Genomic DNA, 22146 nt, shown 5'->3' on the forward strand with positions numbered 1-22146 from the left:
AACGGCGGATTTCATCATGAGCGACACTCCTTTCTGGCAAAGCAAAACCCTCGACCAAATGACGGACGCGGAGTGGGAGTCGCTGTGTGACGGCTGTGGACAGTGCTGCCTGCATAAGTTGATGGATGAAGACACTGATGAAATCTATTTCACCAACGTCGCCTGTCGTCAGTTAAACATTAAAACCTGCCAGTGCCGCAACTATGAACGCCGCTTCGAGTATGAGCCGGACTGCATCAAGCTGACACGTGAAAATCTCCCCACTTTCGAATGGCTGCCGCCAAGCTGTGCTTATCGCCTGCTGGCGGAAGGAAAGGCGTTGCCGCTGTGGCACCCGCTACGCACAGGCTCAAAAGCCGCCATGCACGCGGAGCGTATTTCGGTGCGCCACATTGCGGTGAAAGAATCAGAAGTTCGCGACTGGCAGGAGCATATTCTTAATAAGCCGGAGTGGGCTGACTAACAAAAACGTCATAAATAACCGAGACAATCAGTAACCAGCAGGGCAGGGAAAAGTGAAGAACAGCTTTCTTGTCGCGGGGGCGCTTTAGGGGCAGCAAGATGACGAAAGTGCTGAGCAGACAGGCGAGCAACAGCCCGGTAAGAAGCGCACTTGCGGCAGCAATATGCAGGGCCATGTAGAGAATAAAAGCAGAGACAAAGGCGAACAGCCTAATCTTCTGCGTAAAAAAGACCGTCCCTGATGCGAAGTAAACGAGTGCAATAACGCCAGCCATCCGAATCGTCCCTTTCCCTGCCGGTATTCAACTTTACGAATGTTGCCTTTACCCGGATTCAGCCAAAAAAAACGCTCCCGAAGGAGCGCTCTGTTAGCGACCAAACAGGTCGCGTTTTTTCGGTTTGAACGGCTGGGCAATCAGCACCAGCAGCGCAACAACCAGATACGCGACAAAAATACCCAGTAACCATTGCGGCATTTCCAGCGTCAGGAATGACCACTGGCGCTCGGCACAGTCGCCAGAAGCAACAAACACCTGCGGCAGCCACTTATCCAGCGGCAGCCAGCTGGGAAAACGAGCGGCAAAATCGCAGGTCATAAACGGCGAAGGATGTAACTGGATCATGGTATGTTCCCAGGCCAGCTGGATGCCGCGCCACGCGCTGTAGATCCAGATAGCCAGAGCGACATAACGTAATGGTGTTTTCGGCGCAATGGCCCCGACAATACCCGCGCCCATTACGCCAAAAAGCGCACTACGTTCATAAATACACAGGACGCAAGGTTTAAGCAGCATGACATGCTGGAACCACAATGCGACCATTTCCAGCGCAAACGCTGTTAGCGCCATCAAAATCCAGGCGCCGCGCCCATGTGAACACCCGTTTAAATATCGCAACATAATCATTTCCCTGGGAGATGCGTAGACAACGCAGTGTAAACGAAATCATTGCGCAGGCCACTAGCGGGCAAAAAAATAATGCGTAATCGAATGTTTATCATGCGGAAAGTCAAACCCGGCAACAAAATGCTGCTATTTCCACAACAAAATATCCTGCGCGCTGCGGCGCAAAAATTTCAGATGAAAGCCCTGCTGCTTTTACGGATAAGCGTTGTTAAATCACCAAAATGGATCCTCGATCCCCTTTTTTCTTCATGAGGTACGCTACCTGCACCGGGTGCGGTCTGGTATGATGAGTGTCCTTTGCTTAGCTGTGTAATGGAAATCTCTCTATGGTCATTAAGGCGCAGAGCCCGGCGGGTTTCGCGGAAGAGTACATCATTGAAAGTATCTGGAATAGTCGCTTCCCTCCGGGGTCGATTCTTCCGGCTGAACGCGAACTCTCTGAACTGATTGGCGTCACTCGTACCACATTGCGTGAAGTTTTACAGCGCCTCGCCCGTGATGGCTGGCTGACAATTCAGCACGGCAAACCGACAAAAGTGAACAACTTCTGGGAAACCTCCGGGCTGAATATTCTGGAAACGCTGGCGCGTCTGGATCACGAGAGTGTTCCGCAACTGATTGATAACCTGCTTTCGGTGCGTACCAACATTTCCACGATTTTTATTCGCACTGCGTTTCGTCAGCATCCGGAAGACGCGCTGAAAGTACTGGCCAGCGCGCGTGAAGTTGAAGATCATGCCGATGCCTTCGCTGACCTGGATTACAACATTTTCCGCGGTCTGGCCTTTGCATCCGGTAACCCAATTTATGGTTTGATCCTTAATGGTATGAAAGGGTTATATACACGAATTGGTCGCCACTATTTCTCAAGCCCGGAAGCCCGCAGCCTGGCGCTTGGCTTCTACCACCAGCTGGCGCAGGTGTGTGAAGAGGCGCAGCATGACAAAGTCTACGAAGTCGTGCGCCGCTATGGTCATGATAGTGGTGAGATCTGGCATCGGATGCAGAAAACAATGCCGGGCGATTTAGCCTTACAAAGCCGATAAGCAAAGAAAACCCCTCTGTCGAGGGGTTTTTCATTACAGGGTGTTGGGACGTGACGGACAGCGTTCCAGTAACTCGACACTGCCATCTTCGTTTTGCTGCTCCAGCAACACATCGAAACCCCACAAACGGTGCACATGTTTCAGCACCTCGCGGCGACCCTTATCAAGCGGCGCGCGGTTGTGTGGAATATAGCGCAGCGTCAGCGAACGGTCGCCGCGCAGATCCACATTCCACACCTGGATGTTGGGCTCAAGATTACTGAGATTATATTGTGACGACAGTTTCGAGCGGATCTCCCGGTAACCCTCTTCATTATGGATAGCGGCGATCTCAAGATAATTGTTACGGTCATCATCCAGCACGGTAAAGAAGCGGAAATCACGCATGATCTTCGGCGACATAAACTGGCTGATAAAGCTTTCATCTTTGAAATCGCGCATCGCGAAGTGCAGCGTTTCCAGCCAGTCCGAACCGGCAATGTCCGGGAACCAGTAGCGATCTTCATCCGTTGGCGACTGGCAAATACGCTTAATATCCTGGAACATCGCAAAGCCCAGCGCATACGGGTTAATGCCGCTGTACCAGGGGCTGTTATAAGGCGGCTGGAACACCACATTGGTATGGCTGTGCAAAAATTCCAGCATAAAGCGGTCGGTCACTTTACCTTCGTCATACAGATGGTTAAGGATGGTGTAGTGCCAGAATGTCGCCCAGCCTTCGTTCATCACCTGCGTCTGTTTTTGCGGGTAGAAATACTGGCTCACTTTACGCACAATGCGCAGGATCTCGCGTTGCCACGACTCCAGTAACGGCGCGTTTTTTTCCATAAAGTAGAGCAAGTTTTCCTGCGGCTCCGCCGGGTAGCGACGCGCCTGCGCGATGGTTATTTCTTCTTCGCGTTTTGGCAGCGTGCGCCACAGCATATTCACCTGGCTTTGCAGATACTCTTCACGACTTTTCTGCCGTGCTTTCTCCTCCTGCAACGAGATTTTCTGCGGTCGTTTATAACGATCCACGCCGTAGTTCATCAGCGCATGGCATGAGTCGAGTAACTTTTCCACTTCGTCCACACCGTAGCGCTCTTCACAATCGGTGATGTATTTACGCGCGAAAATCAGGTAGTCGACAATCGAACTGGCATCGGTCCAGCTGCGGAATAAATAGTTGTTTTTAAAGAAAGAATTATGACCATAACAGGCGTGCGCCATCACCAGCGCCTGCATGGTAATGGTATTCTCTTCCATCAGATAAGCGATGCAGGGATTAGAGTTGATGACTATCTCGTAGGCCAGCCCCTGTTGCCCATGCTTATAAAGCCGCTCGGTTTCGATAAATTTCTTCCCGAACGACCAGTGAGGGTAATTGATCGGCATACCGACGCTGGAGTAAGCGTCCATCATCTGTTCTGAGGTGATCACTTCGATTTGGTGCGGATAGGTATCCAGCCGATAAAGTTTCGCCACCCGGTCAATCTCCGCCAGGTAATCATCCAGCAGTTCGAAAGTCCAGTCGGGTCCATCGCTCAGACGAATAGAATCCTTATTCATTGAGTCAATCGTAGCCATTAGCGCGCCCTCGTTGTTAACGACACTCTCTGTATGGAGCGTCTCATTTCAAGCATAGAACACGCAATTAAATCTGTACTTAAGCCATAAATTTTTCTTCGCGATTTTTCATCATATCAACGGCGTAAATAACAATTGTTTCGAAATATTATGCTGCGGCGAAAAGTCGCGCAGCAGGAGATGCTAAATAACAGAAACCCTTGTCATACGGCGAAGCTGTGAGGAAGCTCACCATAAAAAAGCCATATGTTGAATAATATTTTCATCTGGGTTATCAATTTGTAATCAGATGATCGTGCTTTACTCACAGGAGAGGGATATGCGAGTTGTTGTATTAGGAAGTGGCGTGGTGGGTGTCACCAGTGCCTGGTACTTACGCCAGGCCGGGCATGACGTCACGGTGATTGATCGCCAGCCAGGCCCTGCGCAGGAAACCAGTGCCGGTAACGCCGGGCAGATCTCACCAGGTTACGCCGCGCCCTGGGCGGCTCCTGGTGTGCCGTTAAAAGCCATTAAATGGATGTTCCAGCGCCACGCGCCGCTTGCAATCAGCCTGGATGGCACCTCATCACAACTTAAATGGATGTGGCAGATGCTGCGCAACTGCGACACGCGCCACTATATGGAAAATAAAGGCCGCATGGTGCGTCTGGCGGAATACAGCCGTGATTGCCTGAAACTGCTGCGCGAAACTACCGGCATTCAGTATGAAGGGCGACAAGGCGGCACATTGCAGCTCTTTCGCACTGCGGAGCAGTATGAAAACGCCACGCGCGATATTGCCGTATTACAGGATGCCGGCGTGCCTTATCAGCTGCTGGAGTCTGCGCGGCTGGCGGAAGTCGAACCCGCGCTGGCTGAAGTCGCACACAAACTGACCGGCGGTTTGCGTCTGCCAAATGATGAAACCGGCGACTGCCAGCTGTTCACCCAGCAACTGGCGCAGATGGCGGCGCAGGCGGGCGTGGAGTTTCGTTTTAACACGCCGGTGGATCGCCTGCTGTACGAAGGCGAAAACATCTACGGTGTGAAGTGCGGTGAAGAGGTGGTCAAAGCCGACGCGTATGTGATGGCGTTTGGCTCCTGGTCTACCGGCTTACTGAAAAATATCGTCGACATCCCGGTGTATCCGCTGAAAGGTTATTCATTAACGATCCCGATTGCCGAAGAAGACGGCGCGCCGGTTTCAACGATCCTTGATGAAACCTACAAAATTGCCATTACCCGCTTTGATCAGCGTATCCGCGTCGGCGGCATGGCGGAAATCGTCGGTTTTAATACTGAACTGCTGAAACCACGCCGCGAAACGCTGGAGATGGTGGTACGCGATCTCTTCCCGCGTGGCGGATTTGTCGAGCAAGCAACCTTCTGGACTGGTCTGCGCCCCATGACGCCAGACGGCACGCCAGTTGTCGGACGCACACCGTATAAAAACCTGTGGCTGAATACCGGGCACGGCACCCTTGGCTGGACGATGGCTTGCGGTTCCGGTCAGTTGTTAAGCGACCTGATGTCCGGCAGCACCCCGGCGATTGCTGCCGATGATTTGAGCGTGGCGCGCTATATGCCTGGCTTTACCCCCATGCGTGCGCAGCATTTACACGGTGCTCATAACTGATTCGAAGAAGGAATAGGAATGTCTCGTCCGGTTCTCGCCACGCTTGATTTAACGGCGCTGAGCAATAATTTACAGGTTGTGCGCCGCGCGGCACCTGCCGCAAAAGTCTGGTCAGTTGTGAAGGCGAACGCCTATGGTCACGGACTGGATCGTATCTGGCGCGCGCTCAATAGCACGGATGGCTTCGCGATGCTCAATCTTGAAGAGGCCATTTTGCTACGCGAACGCGGCTGGAAAGGGCCGATTCTGATGCTGGAAGGTTTTTTCCATGCCGATGAACTACCGCTGTTTGATAAATACCGCCTGACGACCAGTCTGCACAGCAACTGGCAAATTAAGGCCTTGCAGGACGCGCGCCTGCAAGCGCCGCTCGACGTTTACCTGAAGATCAACAGTGGCATGAACCGTCTCGGCTTTCTGCCTGAACGTGTTCATACCGTGTACCAGCAACTCATTGCCCTAACCAACGTGGCGACCGTGACGCTGATGTCCCATTTTGCTGAAGCGGAGCGGGCAGACGGTATCACCACGCCGCTGGCGCGCATTGAGCAGGCTGCGGAGGGCATTGACGCGCCACGCTCGCTGGCTAACTCTGCCGCCACGTTATGGCATCCCGAAACACATTATGACTGGGTGCGCCCCGGCGTGGTGCTGTATGGCGCTTCGCCATCGGGCGCGTGGCAGGATGTCGCCAACAGCGGGATCCGCCCGGTAATGACGCTGAGCAGCGAGATTATTGCTGTGCAGACGCTGAAAGCCGGTGAAACGGTGGGCTACGGTTGTCGTTACCGCGCGCAGGCCGAGCAGCGGATTGGTGTTGTCGCCTGCGGTTATGCCGACGGCTACCCGCGCATCGCGCCTTCCGGCACGCCAGTGCTGGTGGATGGCATTCGTACCGGCATTGTTGGCGCGATCTCAATGGATATGCTGACGGTGGATTTAACCCCGTGCCCGCAGGCCGGCATCGGTACGCCGGTTGAGCTATGGGGTAATGAGATAAAAATCGATGAAGTGGCGGCGGCGGCCGGAACGGTAGGGTATGAATTGATGTGCGCCCTGGCGCTGCGCGTGCCTGTTGTGACGGTGTAACTTAACGCGAGGCGGTTATTCCGCCTCGTCTTCTGCCACGCGAACACCGACTTTCAGTACCGCATTATCGGCTTTTTCCGCCACCGTCCAGATCATCCCGGCGAACTCGACCTGATCGCCCACGACCGGCGCGGCACCCAGCAGTTGTTGCACAATATCGCCCAGCGTTTGCTGGCTTTCACGATACTCCAGCCCATCTTCCAGGCCGTAAATCAGCGCCACATCAGCAAATTTAGCGTCGGCTTCAAGGATAAAATCACCGAAGAATCGCTGATCCAGCGCCACCGGCGGAGACTGGCTAAACAGTTTCCCGAGCGCGGGTAGATCGCTTTCGCGGCCAATTACGCATAACACATCGCCTTCACGCAGCCGGGTGCTGCCGGTGGGGTGCAGAAGGCTATTGTCACGAAACAGCGCGGCAATGCGCGTATCCGCAGGCATATGTAAATCACGCAGCGCAGCACCCACGCACCATTTGTCCGCACTGAGTTGATAAACAAACTGCTCAAACGGATTGTCCGGGTGAATATCCAGACCAACGCGGGAGACCGGCCAGCCAACTGGTGGCACGACAACTTTGGCTTTTTTTGCCGCCCACGAGAGTGACGTTCCCTGAAAAAGCAGCGAGATTAACACCACGAAGAAGGCGACATTAAAGAACAGGCGTGCGTGATCAAGCCCGGCCATCATCGGGAAGGTGGCAAGAATAATCGGCACCGCGCCGCGCAAGCCCACCCAACTGATAAAAATGCGTTCGCGCAGGTTAAAACCGCGAAACGGTAACAGGCTGGCAAACACGGACAGAGGACGAGCAACAAAAATCATCCACGCCGAGAGGATGAGTGCGGAAACCGCAATCGGCAATAAATCGGATGGCGTAACCAACAGCCCCAGCACCAGGAACATGGCGATTTGCGCCAGCCAGGCCAGACCATCAAAGTTTTGCAGGATACCGTAACGGTTGCGGATAGGGCGATTGCCCAGCACAAAACCACACAGGTAAACCGCCAGAATGCCGCTACCGTGCAGGGCCGTGGTTAAGGCGAAAACCAGAATCCCGCCGCTCAGTGCCAGCAGCGGGTAAAGACCCGGCGGCAGAGAGATGCGGTTAATCATCTGCTGCAACAGATAGCCGCCCAAACCGCCCAGCAGAATACCGAGACCAAACTCCCGTACAATATGCACGAGGAACATGATATCGAGGTCAGCGTTGTGCTTCTGGATCATCTCAATCAGCGTGATGGTGAGGAACACCGCCATCGGATCGTTGCTGCCGGATTCGATTTCAAGCGTTGAGCCGACGCGTTCGTTCAGCCCTTTACCGCCGAGCAGCGAGAACACCGCGGCGGCATCGGTGGAGCCAACAATCGCGCCGATCAAAAAGCCTTCCATAATGTTGAGCTTGAACAGCCAGGCCGCCATCATCCCGGTTAAACTGGAAGTGACCAGCACGCCAATGGTCGCCAGGGAAAGCGCGGGGCCAAGCGCGACGCGAAACGAGCTGGCGCGCGTACGCATGCCGCCATCAAGTAAAATGATCGCCAGTGCGAGGTTACTGACCATGTAGGCAAACGGGTAGTTATCGAACGGAATACCGCCGATACCGTCAACACCGGCCAACATACCAATTGCCAGAAAGATAACGAGAATGGGAATACCAAGGCGGGAAGAGAAAGAACTTAATAAAATACTGCAGGTTACAAGAACTGAACCCAAAATAAACAGACTGATTATCGCCTCAGCGTCCAATGGTGTGCTTCTCCTTATTCCTCACCGTGGGGGATCCCGGGCGGCGTTAACCGGCCGAGTTTATTAGTGCGCCATATAATAACGGCAGAAACAACGTTTTAATAAGCGCATAAAGGGCTTTTTTTACATCAAGATCGTGGGATGACCCGTTAAGGTCAGTTGCGTCTTTTCAGCATGTTGCAACCGGGCATGTGCGCCGAGCGGCAGTGTGACGGTCTGCGGTTCATGACCAAACGCCAGCCCGCTGACCACCGGGATCGTCAATTGCGCGCGCAGATAGTCGATCATCTTATTAAGATTGTAGCCCGCATCGTAGTCGTTGGGTTGCGCCAGCGAGAAACTGCCGAGGATCAGCGCCCGCTGCTGTGCCAGAATGCCGGCGTGCAACAACTGCAACAGCATGCGTTCCACGCGGTAGGGATGCTCATTAATGTCCTCAACCACCAGCATGCCGCCGGGCATTGAAGGCAGCCACGGCGTACCAATCAACGAGGTTAACATCGCCAGATTTCCCCCCCACAGGGTGCCTGCCACGTCGCACTGCGGTCCTTCACCATCCCACTCAATGGTAAAGGTTTCATTGCTGATAGCGCGCCAGAAGTGCTCTGCGGTAAAGGTATCCAGCGTTTCTGCACCGAAATTTCCCGCCAGCATTGGCCCGCTAAAGGTGATGACCTTCCCGTGTGCCAGCAACCCAAGTTGAATGGCGGTGAAATCGCTATGGCCGCAAATCAGCAGCGGTTGATGCTGCTGACGCGCCACCAGCGCCTGCCAGTCGATATCAGCGAGTAGGCGGCTGGCACCGTATCCGCCGCGTACCGGCATCACGATAATATTTTCGCCCGGCAATTGCGCCAGCGCGTTGATATCCGCGAGGCGCTCTTCGTCACGCCCGGCGAAACGCTCATCACGACGGGTAATGACGTGTTGGTTGTTAACCTGATGTCCCTGCGAAGTAAGACGTTCGACGCCAAGCGCCGCTGCGTGCTGGTTAATGCAATAGCCGGAAGGGGCAATCAGGTGGAAGGTGGACATGGCAATTCCTTGCTGACATCTATGGGGAAACAGTTATCATGCCGCTAACCTGTGTCGTTGTCATCCGTCGCCGATGACACTTATAGAAGGATTAGCTTGCGTGAAATTGAGATGGTTTGCTTTTTTAGTGGTACTGCTCGCCGGATGTAGTTCAAAACAGGATTATCGTAACCCGGACTGGAACCCGGAAGTTCCGGTAAAACGCGCAATGCAGTGGATGCCCATCACCGAAAAAGCCGGTGCGGCCTGGGGCGTCAGCCCGCAATTGATCACCGCGATGATTGCCGTGGAATCCGGCGGTAACCCGAATCTGGTCAGCAAATCAAACGCTGTTGGTCTGATGCAGCTTAAAGCCTCCACCGCCGGGCGCGAAGTTTACCGTCATATGGGCTGGAGTGGGCAACCGTCCACCAGCGAACTCAAAAACCCGGAACGCAACATCTCCATGGGGGCGGCTTATTTGAGTATTCTTGAGCACGGGGCGCTGGCAGGCATTCGCGATCCGAAAGTGATGCAATACGCTCTGGTGGTCTCGTATGTGAATGGCGCAGGCGCGCTGCTGCGGACTTTCTCGTCCGACAGAAGCGAAGCCATAGAAGAGATAAATGATTTAAGCGCAGACGCGTTTATGAAGCATGTGGCGGAAAACCACCCCGCGCCGCAGGCGCCGCGCTATATCTGGAAAGTGCAAAAAGCGATGGATGCGATGTAATTAGCGCACCCGGTTGGCGCGTTCGCGCGCCTCGCGCTCCAGGGCAAAAATAATGCGCTGGAGCTCGCGCTCCACGCCCGGGCTGACATTCAAAAAGCGAAAACTCAGGCGCGGCGTAACAATGGTTTCATTCTTACCATCAACGACTTTACGCTCGCCAATCGCAATCAACTGCGCGTCAAAATAGAACTGCCCCCACGACGCCATATCCAGTTCCACTTTGGAAAAGCGCATACCCGGTTGCAACGCGGTGGGCGCTTCGCCATCCAGCAGTGCGCCCATGCCGCCTAATGACAGGTCGAACAGACGAAAGCGGATCTCGCTTTTATCCGGCATCAATGCCTTACAAAAATAGGCCGGATGGAGCGGGGCGCTGATGCGGAAATATTCACGGCGCTGAATAAACCACAGCGTTTCCGGAAGCGGAGTAATAAAAGCAGGTAACGCCTGAAAATCGCCGGCAGAAAGCTTTGTCAGCGTGAATTCGACTTTGGCGCCATGTGTTTCAGCAGTCACGGTCACCTTTCCGGCTCGCTGTACTGCGTTGTTCTCGTACTCCTGACTACCAAAATCCATGATCAGCTCTTCTGGATTCACTTCCAGTATCTTGCTGATGAACTGACCGCTGCCCCAGGTGATGCAAACGGGCACCTGGTTTTTTTGCAGGTCGCGTAACACGCCCAGCACGGCCAGAGGATTTTGTTTCAAGAACTGCTCACTGTAATTGCTCACGCCGAATGGCTCCTTGATGGCTGACACACCTTCGTTGCGTTATCGGCATTTTCAGCAAGAACTTAATACAAATAACTTAATTATTTTCGTAATCCGTTTGAATTAAGTCTGTGAGATGAAAATGTTTTATGACCGACAACTATACTGTAGCTAACGCGTCGCCGAAGTGGTATGTGCGCGTCAACAAGACTAACAGAAGGAGAGAGAAACATGGGCATTCTCGCGTGGATCGTTTTTGGCCTGATTGCTGGCGTTATTGCTAAGTTGATTATGCCGGGACGGGATGGAGGCGGTTTCATTCTGACTTGTATACTTGGGATCGTCGGGGCCGTTGTCGGCGGCTGGCTCGCGACACAATTTGGTTATGGCGGAGATATTACTGGCTTCAACTGGCACAGTTTCCTCATCGCGGTGCTGGGTGCGATTGTCGTGCTGGCCGTATTCCGGTTGTTCAGACGAGGTTAACCGCCAGTTCATCCGTTTTGAGACAAAAAAGCCGCAACAATCATGTTGCGGCTTTTTACTGCGCGGTTGTTATTGTGCGACGGCTTGCTGCTGTTTTGAGGGTTGACTCGTCGGTTCAACCTTCGCGGCAGGCTGCTGTGCCGGCTGCGTTTGCGGTACGCTGTCGCACGGTTTCTCTTTCGGGCAGATCTGGTCGAGCATTTTCAGCGTCACACCGTTGGTCCAGCCGAAACCATCCTGCAGCGGATATTCACCACCGCCACCACCGGTGCCGGTGGTGCTGACATCATATTTCTCGACCAGCTTTTTCTCACGATCATAGGTGTGCTGCACATTGGTCAGAAAACGCCAGCTCACTTCCATCGCCAGTTTCTGCTGATCGTAATTTTGCAGGCCCGCTGTTGCCACCCATTGCAGCGGTGCCCAGCCGTTCGGCGCATCCCATTGCTGGCCGCTGTTGACTGTGGTGGTCGCGATCCCCCCCGGTTTCAGCAACCGTTCTTTTGCCGCGCTGGCCACTTTATCAGCGCGATCTTTGGCGGCGGCATTGACAAACAACGGGTAAAGCGCCGCGGCTGTAAGCTGATTACGCACCTTCTTCGTCTTCAGATCGTAATCCGCGTACCAGCCCTCTTTTTCATTCCACAGATTGGCTTCAATACCTTTCTGACGTGCGTTTGCCAGCGCATCGTACTGGCTCGCTTTTGCGCTATCTCCGGCTGCCTGATAACCGCGGGCGAGCATTTTTTCCATCTTGAACATCAGCGCGTTCAGATCGACCGGCACAATGCTGGTGGTCCGAATGGTGCCAAGCTGATTAGGATCGTCCATCCAGCGGGAGCTAAAATCCCAGCCCGACGCGGCGGCAGAACGCAAATCACGGTAAATCTCGGTTGCCGGGCGATTAGGGTTGTTTTTGGCCGTTGTCACATCATCCAGCCACGACTCCGGGCGCGGCGTATCGCGATCGTCCCAGTAGCGGTTCAGAACGCTGCCATCGCTGAGCTTAACCACACGCTTATTGGCCTGGCCTGGTTGCAGTGTATCCGCACCTTCCATCCAGTATTGGTACTCTTTTTCCATTTGCGGCAGCCAGGTTTTCAGCGCTTCGTCACCGTCGTGCGTCGCCAGCAATTCCACCATCAACGAGAAGAATGGCGGTTGTGAGCGGCTCAGGTAATAGCTGCGGTTACCGTTAGGAATATGGCCCCAGGTATCGATTTCATGGGCAAAGTTGGTGACCATGTCTTCAATCTTGTCCCAGTGACCGCTCTCGGCAAGGCCGAGCATCGTGAAATAGCTATCCCAGTAATAGACTTCGCGAAAACGACCACCCGGCACCACATAGGGTTTTGGCAGCGGCAGCAGCGAATCCCATTTCCCGGCGCTGTCGGTGGTGCGTGTTAACACCGGCCACAGCCCATCGATATGTTCACGCAGGTTTTGCCCTTCAGGCGGAACATACTTTTCACCCTCTTTGGGCAGCGTAAAGTTCACATCCACAAAGTGGCGTAAATCGAAACTGGTTTGCATGCGTTGCATGCGGTAATCCGCGAGGATCATCAGCGGGTCGCCTTTCGGCACAGCATCGGCAAAGGTTTTTTGATCGGGAAACAGCTTAGCGGTTTGCACATCGCTAAAGAGCGGACCAAGCAGGATATCTGGTGGCTGCGGCGTATTTTGCGCCTCGGCGGCGAAAGCGTGAGGCGCAGAGGCAAGTAACGCGCCGCCTAGTGCGATTTGCATGACCAGCAGCAGCGCGCGCGGCCGGTGTAGAACAGGTCTTGTCATCGATTATTCTCCTTAGCGGGTGCACAGCGGTGCTACCGCAATCAACCTTGCACAAAACCATAGTCGAATCTGAAACAAATCGTGTGTCGCGTTTGGCATTTTGTACGATTCCAGACAATTTCCCCGTCTGGCTGGCAGAGCAGGGGCGGATTTTTATGCAATCCACGCAAGAAAAGTGACCGCCGCCTACAGACTTGTTCGCCAGGGTGTTTTTTATTTAGTTACTAAAAGCCCGCAGCGGGTAAATAGTGCGCTGTATCAATTTTGCTGAAAGGTTTCATTTATTGCACGTTCACGAGAATTAAGTAGGACTACATAATTTAAGGCAGGGAAAAATTTCATATGAAAGTAAAGAATGTTTCCACCAGGGACTATTACACCCTTGACTATCTTGCTATGGAAATAATCTTTATTTGTTCGATATATTTTGCCTATCGACATGTAAATAACATATTTGCTTACCTTTCGAGTTAATCCGCACTTTTATTCAGGAAATTTCACTACTAAATATTGTAGGGTTTATCGCATTAAAATGGTTTTTAGGATTCATCCTATCTCGTAATTTAAAATATATGCTATTACGTTCCTCGCAAGAATAACTATTAATTATCAGTGATTTATGCAAATTTTGTGCACCACTATAAAAGTGGTGGTTGGCATCTTTACGGATTTTAATCTAAAGTGAAATTCTTTCTTGAGAATTGTCCTAATTTGCAAAAAAATTAAATAATAGTATTTCAACAGGTCGGAGATCATATTGAATTGAATAATCTGATCTGTAAAATTGTGTCACGATAGTCAATGAAAAGTAATATTATTGCAGCCTGTCCCTGCGACAGACTCGTGCGGTAGCTATGCCTTTTATTCATTATCTGAGCGTTTAACTGGACATGGATTTGCGTCATTTAGAGCGATTTAAATACCCTTTCCAAAACGCTCCAGGTCAACACAGTAATATATTTGCAATGGAAAAAAACGTTATGAACATGCGAATGGTATTGGCTCTTCTTTTTGTCTTTGGCGTTTCGGCTTGTAAAGCGCCACCTAAACCCGCCCCAACCGATGACACTATCGTCACCAGCGAAGTGAACGGTGTCACGCTGACACACCGCTACGCGGTTATTCCGCCGAAGGAATTCCAGCCTATCAAACAAGACTATCGTGCGCTTTACCCGGCGTCGGTGATGAGCACCCCGGATTACGGCGGCAAAGTGATTCGCCAGCTGCAAGCCGGTAAAACCTACGTGGTTCTGGGCCAGGTTGAGCACTTCTGGATGGCGCTGGCCGATGAAGGTCAGGAAGAGCTGATTGGTTATGTGCCGATGCGTGCCGTCGTGAAAAGCGAGCTGTACGAAAAAACCCTGCGCGATGATAAACGCCGCGTAGTGCGTAAAAAACAGACCTGCGTGACTGTCGATGGCAGCGGTAAGGCTTGCAAAAACGCCAACTCCGGAACGTGGATCATCAATTAATCCAGCCGTGACGAGTACCTGGTATGAATAATAATTCGGTTGTACGCCAGATTAGCCTGGTGTTTTTCTTTGTGCTGGCCACCCTGGCCAGCGGTTGTGGCTCCTCTTCACACAGCGTACCTACCAGCTATAACCTTCAGTTCAGGGCTCATCCGCAGATCAATGAGTCCGCTCCCCTTAAAGTCAGGGTGTTGCTGTTGAAATCGGACGCGACATTTATGTCCGCCGATTTCTGGTCGCTGCAAAACAACGCAGATAGCGTACTTGGCGCCAACCTGCTGAACAGTGATGAATTTTTCCTGATGCCCGGCCAGTTGTCGAAAACGCTGAGCGGTAAAAGTGCGCCCGACGCGCGTTACATCGGCGTGATGGCGGAGTATCAGGCGCTGGATGGCAAAAAATGGCGGATGTCCTTACCGCTCCCGGTACAGGGAGAGACGCACTTCTACGAATTCTGGAAATCGTCGTCAGACGAACTGGAAGCCAACATCTTTCTCGACGTCAATGGCATCCGTGTGATTTCCAAATAGCGCCAGTCTTAACAGGAAAACCGTATGAACAAAGCAGAAAAGGTCGTGTGGACCGAAGGTATGTTTCTGCGCCCTCATCACTTTCAGCGTGCGGAAAGCTATCTGCAGCACCATATTCGCGAGTGGGGGACACTGCAGCGCCCGTATCTTTGGGGCTACCTTGATATCGAACTCGACGACGCCATGCTGCGCCAGGGCTGTATTGCCCTGAGTTATGCCAGCGGTTTACTGCCGGATGGCACCTTCTTCTCATTCCACGATGCTCGCCAGGCGCCCACACCGCTGGCTATCCCGGACAACATCAACAATGAGCGCGTGGTGCTGGCGCTGCCCGCCCGTCGCGGCGGGCGTGATGAGGTGATCTTCAGCGAGGAGAAAGATTCGCTGGCGCGTTATGTCACCTGGGAAAGCGAAGTCGATGACGATAACGCCATGTCAGTAGGGCCGGCGGCGGTGCAGTTTGGACGCCTGCGTTTGAAACTGATGCTGGAAAAAGATCTCTCGGCAGAGTGGACGGCGATCGGTGTCGCGCATGTCATAGAAAAACGTAACGATAACCACGTTCGAATTGATAGCCGTTATATTCCGCCGATGCTGAATGCGGTTAACAACCCGGCGATTTACGCCATTATCAACGATCTGCAAAGTTTGCTGATGCAGCGTAGCCAGCAGATTGGCCAGCGTCTGCGCCAGCCGGGGCGTTTTAATACCTCTGAAATGGTGGAATTCACGCTGCTGGCGTTGATTAACCACCATGTCGGCCAGGTTTCGCATCTGAAAACGCTGCCGATGATCCACCCGGAAGAGTTGTGGCGCAGCTGGCTGGCGTTTGCCACCGAGCTGACCACCTGGACCGCGTCGCGCTCGCCGGAAGAGACGCTGCCGGTTTATGACCACGACGATCTGGCCGGGTGTTTTGGCAAGTTACAACTGATGCTGCGCAGCGGGTTGTCGCTGGTGATGGAAGAACACGCCATCCAGTTGCCACTCACCGAACGTACACACGGGTTGAATATCGCCACCTTGCCGACCACCACCATGGCGCGCGAGTTTGGTTTCGTGCTGGCAGTGAAAGCCAGCGTCCCAGGCGAGATCCTGCAAACTCATTTCCCGGCCCAGATGAAAGTCGCGCCGGTGACCAAAATCCGCGACCTGGTGCAGTTGCAACTGCCGGGTATGAAGCTGCGCACCATGCCGGTCGCGCCGCCGCAAATTCCGTGGCATGCCGGTTACAACTATTTCGAACTGGAAAAGGGCGGCGAGCTGTGGAACGAAATGGAGAAATCGGGGGCTTTCGCACTGCATCTGGCAGGTGAATTCCCGGGTCTTGATATGGAGTTTTGGGCCATCCGTAGCCCGACTGAATAATACAGCGAGCGCACAATATGCAGGAACAACAAGCCTCCGGCAGCGATGCCGCTCTGGCAGGAGCAAGTGGCAACAATCCTTTGGTCGCGGCCGCCAACCCGCTACTTAACGCGATACCGCAGATCCGCTATTCCGTTTCTCATGATGATCAAAGTGGTCTGCGCCAGCACCTGATTGATGAGATTCGCCGTTTTGAAGTGCGCTGCCAGCAATCCGGGCTGGCCTATGAAGTGATCGTCGGCGCCCGTTACTGTTTATGCACCGCGCTGGATGAAGCGGCGGCGCTCACGCCGTGGGGCAGCCGTGGCGTCTGGTCCGGTAGCGGCCTGCTGGTGACGTTTCACAACGAAACCTGGGGCGGGGAGAAATTCTTCCAGCTTCTGGCGCGCTTGTCGCAAAACCCCCGCGAGCATATCGCGCTACTGGAGCTGATCAACTTCTGCCTGTTACTCGGTTTCGAAGGCCGTTACCGGGTGATGGACAATGGCCGCACGCAACTGGAAACCATCAAACAGCGCTTGTGGCAGATGATTCGCGGTGTGCGCGGCAACTATCCGCCGCCGCTGTCGCCGCATCCGGAAGATCAACCGGTGATGCGCAAATTGTGGCGTCCGGTTATTCCGCTGTGGGCCTGTGTCGGGCTGGCGGGTTTTCTCGCCTGTCTGTTCTATATCGTGCTCAACTGGCGTCTGGGTGACAGCACTAACCCGGTGCTGGCGAAAATCTACCAGACCCAGTTGCCGGAAGCCGCCATTGAGCAGCCGGTACAAAACGTGCAGCCGGTGCTTAACCTGCGCGCGTTTCTGCGCCCGGAAATTGAGGCAGGGCTGGTGGCGGTGCGCGATGAGGCCGATCGTAGCGTGGTAACACTCAAAGGCGATGGCCTGTTTGCCTCAGGATCGACAGTGGCACGCGAAAGCTATGAACCGGTTATCGACCGCGTGGCGCAGGCGATGAATAACGTCAGCGGCAAAATTCTGGTGGTGGGTTTCAGTGACAACGTGCCGATCCGCAGTGCGCGCTTCGCCTCGAACTACGAGTTGTCGCTTGAGCGTGCGCGTTCTGTGCAGTCGCTGCTGCAAAAACACCTGTCGCAACCGGCACGTGTGAAAGCGGAAGGGCGAGGGGAGATGAACCCGATAGCACCGAACAACTCGGCTGAAAACCGCGCCCGTAACCGCCGCGTAGAGATTACTTTGCTGGTGTCGCCGGGAAATACGGCCGCCGAGCTGAACGGATTGCCGCAAGGAAACTAAAGGATGAATATGTTGCTTTCATTGCTGACCAACCGCATTTTGTGGGGTTTCCTTGGCGTGACGGGGCTGGCCGCAGTTATCTGGATGATTGGCCCGCTGCTCTCCGTCGTGGACTCCCGCCCGCTTGAGTCTGAGCAAAACCGCATGATAACCATTGCGGTGATGTACCTGATTTGGGTTCACAGCCACATTGTGCCGCGTCTCTACAACGCCTGGCTCAACCGTAAGCTGATGGACAACCTGAAAAGCGAAGAAGCGAAAGATCCAGTTGAGCGCAAACGCCTCAATAACGAAGATCAGGTGCTGAACGAGCGTTTCGAAGAAGCCGCGCAGATGTTGAAAAAAGCGCACTTCAACCAGCCCGGTCAACGCGGGCAGTGGGCGCAGCGCTTCAGTACCCAGTATCTGTATCAACTGCCGTGGTATGTGATTATCGGCGCGCCGGGTTCCGGTAAAACCACTGCGCTGGTGAACTCCGGCCTGCAATTCCCGCTGGCCGATCGCTTCGGTAAAACCGCGCTGCGCGGTATTGGCGGTACGCGTAACTGTGACTGGTGGTTTACTAACGAGGCTGTACTGCTCGATACCGCCGGGCGTTACACCACGCAGGAGAGCGAGCAGGTTCAGGATGCGAGCGAATGGCTGAAATTTCTTGGCCTGCTGCAAAAGTATCGCCGTCGCCAGCCGATCAACGGCGTGATTGTGACGGTCAGCATTGCCGATCTGCTCACCCAGTCAGCCGAGGCATCGCGCGAACAGGCGCTCAACCTGCGCCAGCGTTTGACCGAGTTACATGAACAACTGGGGATCCGTTTCCCGGTGTATGTGCTGGTCACCAAAGCGGACTTGTTGAAAGGTTTTCGCGCGTACTTTGCCGGGTTTGATAAAGCGCAGCGCGATCAAATCTGGGGTTTCACCTTCCCGTGGGAAAAAGCCAAACTGGCGGATTTTGACCTGCAGGGCAGTTTTATTCAGGAATTCGCGCTGCTGCAACAGCGCCTGGACGCGGCTCTGCCGGATACACTGCTGCGTGAAAGCGATGCGCAAGCTCGTGCGGAATGTTTTCTGTTCCCGCAGGAGTTCGCCGCGCTGCGCCCGTTGCTGGCAGACTATCTGAACACCATTTTTGCACGCTCCAACTTTGAAACCGAGTTCTCGCCGCGCGGCATCTATTTTGCCAGCGGTACGCAAGAAGGCCTGCCGTTTGACCGCGTGATGGGCGAGCTTAACCGCGCGCTGTCGCTGCCGCAGGGCAAATCTGGTGACAACTGGGATTCGGTCAGCAAAGAGGCACCGGTGCCGGGCGGGAAAGGGCAGAGCTTCTTTATCAAGCATCTGCTGCAAAACGTTATCTTCCAGGAAGCCGGTATCGCCGGGCAAAATCGCTGGTGGGAACTGCGCAGCCGGGCGGTGATCTGGTCCGGTTATGCGGCGCTGCTGGCGCTGCTGATTATTATCAGCGCTTTGTGGTTTACCAGCTACGGCAACAACCGTGATTATCTGGATGAAGTACAGGCCAAAGTACCGGCGCTTGACCAGCAAATCAAAGCGCTGCGTAACCGCCAACAGGGCGATCTCTTTGCCTTGCTGCCGCTGCTTAATGGCCTTTCTGCGCTGCCGGAAAGCGAGAAGTTTGACGTCAATAACCCGCCGATCACCCGCCGCATGGGGCTGTATCGCGGTAACGATGTGGCGGATGCCTCGCAAACCCTGTACCAGAAAGCGCTGCAGCAGATGCTGCTGCCGGAAGTGGCGATGCGCATCACCACCTGGTTGCGTAACGACAATGGCAGCGATGTGGAATACAGCTATGAGGCGCTGAAAGCCTATCAAATGCTGTATCAGCCGAAGCATTACGACGGTAAGTTCCTGCACTCGTGGGTGATGCTCAATCTGCAACGTAACCTGCCGCAGAACGTCACCAAAGCGCAGTTAAGCCAGCTTGAGTGGCACCTGACGCAACTGCTGGAGCCGCAAATTCAGTCCTCACCGTATGCGAAAGACGAGGCGCTGATTAGCCGCGAACAGGCATTAATCAACCAGCAACCGCTCTCCACCCGCGTTTACGGGCGGCTGAAACGCCTGCTGGAGCGCGATGAAAATCTGAAGCAGGTCTCACTGGCGTCGCTTGGCGGACCGCAGAGTGAACTGGTTTTTTCCCGCAAAAGCGGCAAGCCGGTCGGTGAAGGGCTGCCGGGGTTGTATACCCCGGATGGTTACTGGAACAGTTTCAATGCGCAAATCGCGCCGGTCACCGCCTCGCTGCATGAAGATGATGTCTGGGTGCTCGGTTCCACCACGCAAGCGGAAGACAAACAGCAAACCGATAACGCGGTACGCCAGCTGTATGCGCGTGATTTTATCGCCATCTGGGATAACTTCTTAAGCGACATTCAGTTGAATAACAGCGCGGATCTGAACCAGCGCATCAACACCGCGCGTCTGCTTTCCGGGAATAACTCGCCGCTGCGCCGCCTGGTTATCAGCCTCAGCCAGCAGTTGAAACTCAGCCGCGATGAAGTGGGCGATAGCAAAGAGAAAGCGCCGGAGAGCAGTAACCGTGGCACGCAGATGCTCGAAACGCTGTTCAGCAACCATGACGGCGCGTCAGCCACGGCAAACGCTGCCGCCAGCCAGACGCCGGAACAGCGTGTCACCGAGCATTTCGCGCCAATCATTGAACTGGCGCAGCCGCTGGAAAAGGGCGGCAAGACCATTGTGTTTGATGACTTTCTTAAACAGGTTGATGAGCTTTATCGTTACCTGACCGCCGTGCAGGATGCCGCCAACAGCGGAATGCCACCGCCGGGTGGTGAAGCGATTAGCCGTTTGCAGGCCAGCGCCGGACGTTTACCCGGCGGGCTGCAAACCATGTTCAGCAACATGGCGGTTGGCGCGAGCAGTGATACTCAGCGCCGGGATATGGAAAACGTGCGCAAGCGCATCAGCGTGGAAGTGGGCAGCTTTTGCCGCCAGGCGATTGCCGGACGTTACCCGTTAGTGCGTTCTGCCAGCAGCGAAGTTACGCCGGACGATCTGGCGCGCATGTTTGCCCCTGGTACCGGCCTGATGGATGTCTTTTTTCGCGACAACCTGACCAACAAAGTCGATACCACCCAGGCGACATGGCGTTTTATGCCGGGCATCGATGGCAAAACGTTGCCAGGCAGCGAAGGCGTGCTGGTGCCGTTTCAGCAGGCGCAATCGATTCGTGACGCGTTCTTTGCCAACGGCAGCGCAACACCGTCGTTTCGCACCACGGTGCGTACGGTGCGCATGGATAACACCATCCTGAATATGACGCTGGATGTGGACGGGCAAATCCTTCGCTACAGCCACGGCCCACAGGCGGTGCAAATCGTTAGCTGGCCGGGTTCCGGCGGCACCAACCAGGTGCGGATGCAATTAGGGCTGGCCAACGGCACAACCGCTACGCTTGTGACCAATGGCGCCTGGGCGCTGAACCGCTTTTTCGATAAAGCGCGCGTCAGCCCCGGCAGCAGCAGCCTGAGCCGCCAGGCGACATTCACGGTTGACGGACATCAGGTGACGCTGGAATTCGCGCCCAACAGCATCCGCAACCCGTTCCAGCTTCCACGTTTCGCATGTCCTTGAACTGCAAAGGAACGCCTAATGACTACGACTTCTGCAATTAGCTGGTATGGCAAACTGCCCAGTGCGGGCGATTTTTTACAACGCCGCTTTCCTGATGCGCTTCAGCGCCAGTGGTCCCACTGGTTTCAGGTGGGGTTGATGAACTGGCAGAAAGAAGAACAGCGTACAAGTGACCGGCAGTTCAGCAATGCGCCGATCTGGAATTTCGTTGTGCCGCCAATGCTCGGCGGGCAACAAGTGCAAATGGGCTGTCTGCTGCCAGGGCGCGACAGCGTTGGTCGTCAGTATCCGCTGTGTGCGTTGATGGCGATTAACCCGCTGGAATGGTCGCCACGCCATTTAGCGAAAGCGGGCGACTGGTATGAACAACTCGGGCGCACCATGCTGCATGCCGTGCGCAATGGGTTTTCACCCGAACAGCTCGACCAGGCGCTGCTCTCCATTCCACCCGTGCAACTGGTGGAGCCGGAAACGCGCTCGGAAATTCTGGATGTGATTGGTTATGACGGCGACGGCGAATCCACCATCGGCTGGCGACAGGCCGCCGAATGTTTTGATCCGCTGCGCCAGATAAGTTTCTGGTGGACCAACCGCAGCGATGGCTACCCGCTTTACACCCATGTGCACAGCGGCAATTTTACCGGCCAGTTATTCACGCTGTTGTTTGAGCCGGCGGGTGGCGCAAGACCTGGTCGCCACGGCCTCTACCCACCGATGTTTGAAGAATAAGCAGGT

General features: G+C 54.4%; 18 protein-coding genes and 1 pseudogene. 12 read left to right on the forward strand and 7 right to left on the reverse strand.

The features are described 5' to 3' along the window. The first annotated feature begins 16 nt into the window (after positions 1–16). Positions 17–463 carry a YcgN family cysteine cluster protein gene (locus C813_RS32625; RefSeq protein ID WP_017456995.1) on the forward strand — a complete coding sequence of 149 codons (447 nt, stop codon included), beginning with the start codon at positions 17–19 and terminating at the stop codon, positions 461–463. On the opposite strand, the gene C813_RS32630 is transcribed toward C813_RS32625, so the two are convergent. Together C813_RS32630 and dsbB are read right to left on the reverse strand one after the other, a co-directional pair. Beyond that, on the reverse strand, positions 438–737 hold the full coding sequence (locus C813_RS32630) for a hypothetical protein (protein ID WP_017456996.1): 300 nt from the start codon (positions 735–737) through the stop codon (positions 438–440). The two genes, C813_RS32625 and C813_RS32630, sit on opposite strands and share 26 nt — an antisense overlap. Positions 738–830: 93 nt before the next feature. Continuing rightward, on the reverse strand, positions 831–1361 hold the full coding sequence (gene dsbB / locus C813_RS32635; RefSeq protein ID WP_017456997.1) for a disulfide bond formation protein DsbB: 531 nt from the start codon (positions 1359–1361) through the stop codon (positions 831–833). A gap of 332 nt (positions 1362–1693) precedes the next feature. On the opposite strand from dsbB, the gene fadR reads away from it, so the two are divergent. Beyond that, entirely contained in the window at positions 1694–2413 is a 720-nt protein-coding gene (fadR, locus tag C813_RS32640; protein ID WP_017456999.1) for a fatty acid metabolism transcriptional regulator FadR, read from the forward strand. A 33-nt stretch (positions 2414–2446) separates the two neighbouring features. Here fadR and C813_RS32645 read toward each other — a convergent pair whose 3' ends face one another. Next, the gene (locus C813_RS32645; protein WP_017457000.1) at positions 2447–3979 is read right to left on the reverse strand and encodes a SpoVR family protein; all 1533 of its coding nucleotides are present in this window, start codon (positions 3977–3979) and stop codon (positions 2447–2449) included. 277 nt (positions 3980–4256) lie between these two features. Between C813_RS32645 and C813_RS32650 the strand changes: the two genes are divergently transcribed. Further along, a complete protein-coding gene (locus C813_RS32650) occupies positions 4257–5597 on the forward strand; it encodes a D-amino acid dehydrogenase (RefSeq protein WP_342027624.1) in 1341 nt (446 codons plus the stop codon). A gap of 18 nt (positions 5598–5615) precedes the next feature. After that, positions 5616–6686: a catabolic alanine racemase DadX gene (gene dadX, locus C813_RS32655; RefSeq protein ID WP_017457002.1), complete on the forward strand. Its 1071-nt coding sequence runs from the start codon at positions 5616–5618 to the stop codon at positions 6684–6686. Positions 6687–6767: 81 nt separating this feature from the next. Here the strand turns inward: dadX and C813_RS32660 are convergent. Beyond that, positions 6768–8435: pseudogene (locus C813_RS32660) on the reverse strand (potassium/proton antiporter); the annotation flags it as partial. Between the two features lie 123 nt (positions 8436–8558). Then, a complete protein-coding gene (ldcA, locus tag C813_RS32665) occupies positions 8559–9470 on the reverse strand; it encodes a muramoyltetrapeptide carboxypeptidase (protein ID WP_017457004.1) in 912 nt (303 codons plus the stop codon). 100 nt (positions 9471–9570) lie between these two features. On the opposite strand from ldcA, the gene emtA reads away from it, so the two are divergent. Then, on the forward strand, positions 9571–10182 hold the full coding sequence (gene emtA, locus C813_RS32670; protein WP_017457005.1) for a membrane-bound lytic murein transglycosylase EmtA: 612 nt from the start codon (positions 9571–9573) through the stop codon (positions 10180–10182). On the opposite strand, the gene ycgR is transcribed toward emtA, so the two are convergent. Next, positions 10183–10914 carry a flagellar brake protein YcgR gene (ycgR, locus tag C813_RS32675; RefSeq protein WP_017457006.1) on the reverse strand — a complete coding sequence of 244 codons (732 nt, stop codon included), beginning with the start codon at positions 10912–10914 and terminating at the stop codon, positions 10183–10185. It lies immediately after the preceding gene. Positions 10915–11124: 210 nt separating this feature from the next. Here ycgR and C813_RS32680 point away from each other — a divergent pair, with 210 nt between their 5' ends. Beyond that, complete coding sequence (locus tag C813_RS32680; RefSeq protein WP_017457007.1) at positions 11125–11379, forward strand: GlsB/YeaQ/YmgE family stress response membrane protein; 255 nt, start codon at positions 11125–11127, stop codon at positions 11377–11379. Between the two features lie 69 nt (positions 11380–11448). Here C813_RS32680 and C813_RS32685 read toward each other — a convergent pair whose 3' ends face one another. After that, positions 11449–13170 carry an alpha,alpha-trehalase gene (locus C813_RS32685; RefSeq protein ID WP_017457008.1) on the reverse strand — a complete coding sequence of 574 codons (1722 nt, stop codon included), beginning with the start codon at positions 13168–13170 and terminating at the stop codon, positions 11449–11451. A gap of 980 nt (positions 13171–14150) precedes the next feature. Between C813_RS32685 and C813_RS32690 the strand changes: the two genes are divergently transcribed. The 6 genes from C813_RS32690 to tagF are packed head-to-tail and all read left to right on the forward strand — an operon-like array spanning position 14151 to position 22140. Next, the gene (locus tag C813_RS32690) at positions 14151–14642 is read left to right on the forward strand and encodes a hypothetical protein (RefSeq protein ID WP_017457009.1); all 492 of its coding nucleotides are present in this window, start codon (positions 14151–14153) and stop codon (positions 14640–14642) included. A 23-nt stretch (positions 14643–14665) separates the two neighbouring features. Continuing rightward, complete coding sequence (gene tssJ, locus C813_RS32695) at positions 14666–15172, forward strand: type VI secretion system lipoprotein TssJ (RefSeq protein ID WP_016495647.1); 507 nt, start codon at positions 14666–14668, stop codon at positions 15170–15172. A 24-nt stretch (positions 15173–15196) separates the two neighbouring features. Beyond that, positions 15197–16540 carry a type VI secretion system baseplate subunit TssK gene (gene tssK, locus C813_RS32700; protein ID WP_017457010.1) on the forward strand — a complete coding sequence of 448 codons (1344 nt, stop codon included), beginning with the start codon at positions 15197–15199 and terminating at the stop codon, positions 16538–16540. 17 nt (positions 16541–16557) lie between these two features. Then, positions 16558–17796 carry a DotU family type VI secretion system protein gene (locus tag C813_RS32705; protein ID WP_017457011.1) on the forward strand — a complete coding sequence of 413 codons (1239 nt, stop codon included), beginning with the start codon at positions 16558–16560 and terminating at the stop codon, positions 17794–17796. Positions 17797–17799: 3 nt separating this feature from the next. Then, on the forward strand, positions 17800–21411 hold the full coding sequence (gene tssM, locus C813_RS32710; RefSeq protein ID WP_017457012.1) for a type VI secretion system membrane subunit TssM: 3612 nt from the start codon (positions 17800–17802) through the stop codon (positions 21409–21411). 18 nt (positions 21412–21429) lie between these two features. Continuing rightward, positions 21430–22140, forward strand: a complete 711-nt coding sequence (gene tagF / locus C813_RS32715; protein WP_017457013.1) for a type VI secretion system-associated protein TagF — start codon at positions 21430–21432, stop codon at positions 22138–22140. The last annotated feature ends 6 nt before the right edge of the window (positions 22141–22146 follow it).

This window comes from Kosakonia sacchari SP1, assembly GCF_000300455.3.
Taxonomy (GTDB): domain Bacteria; phylum Pseudomonadota; class Gammaproteobacteria; order Enterobacterales; family Enterobacteriaceae; genus Kosakonia; species Kosakonia sacchari.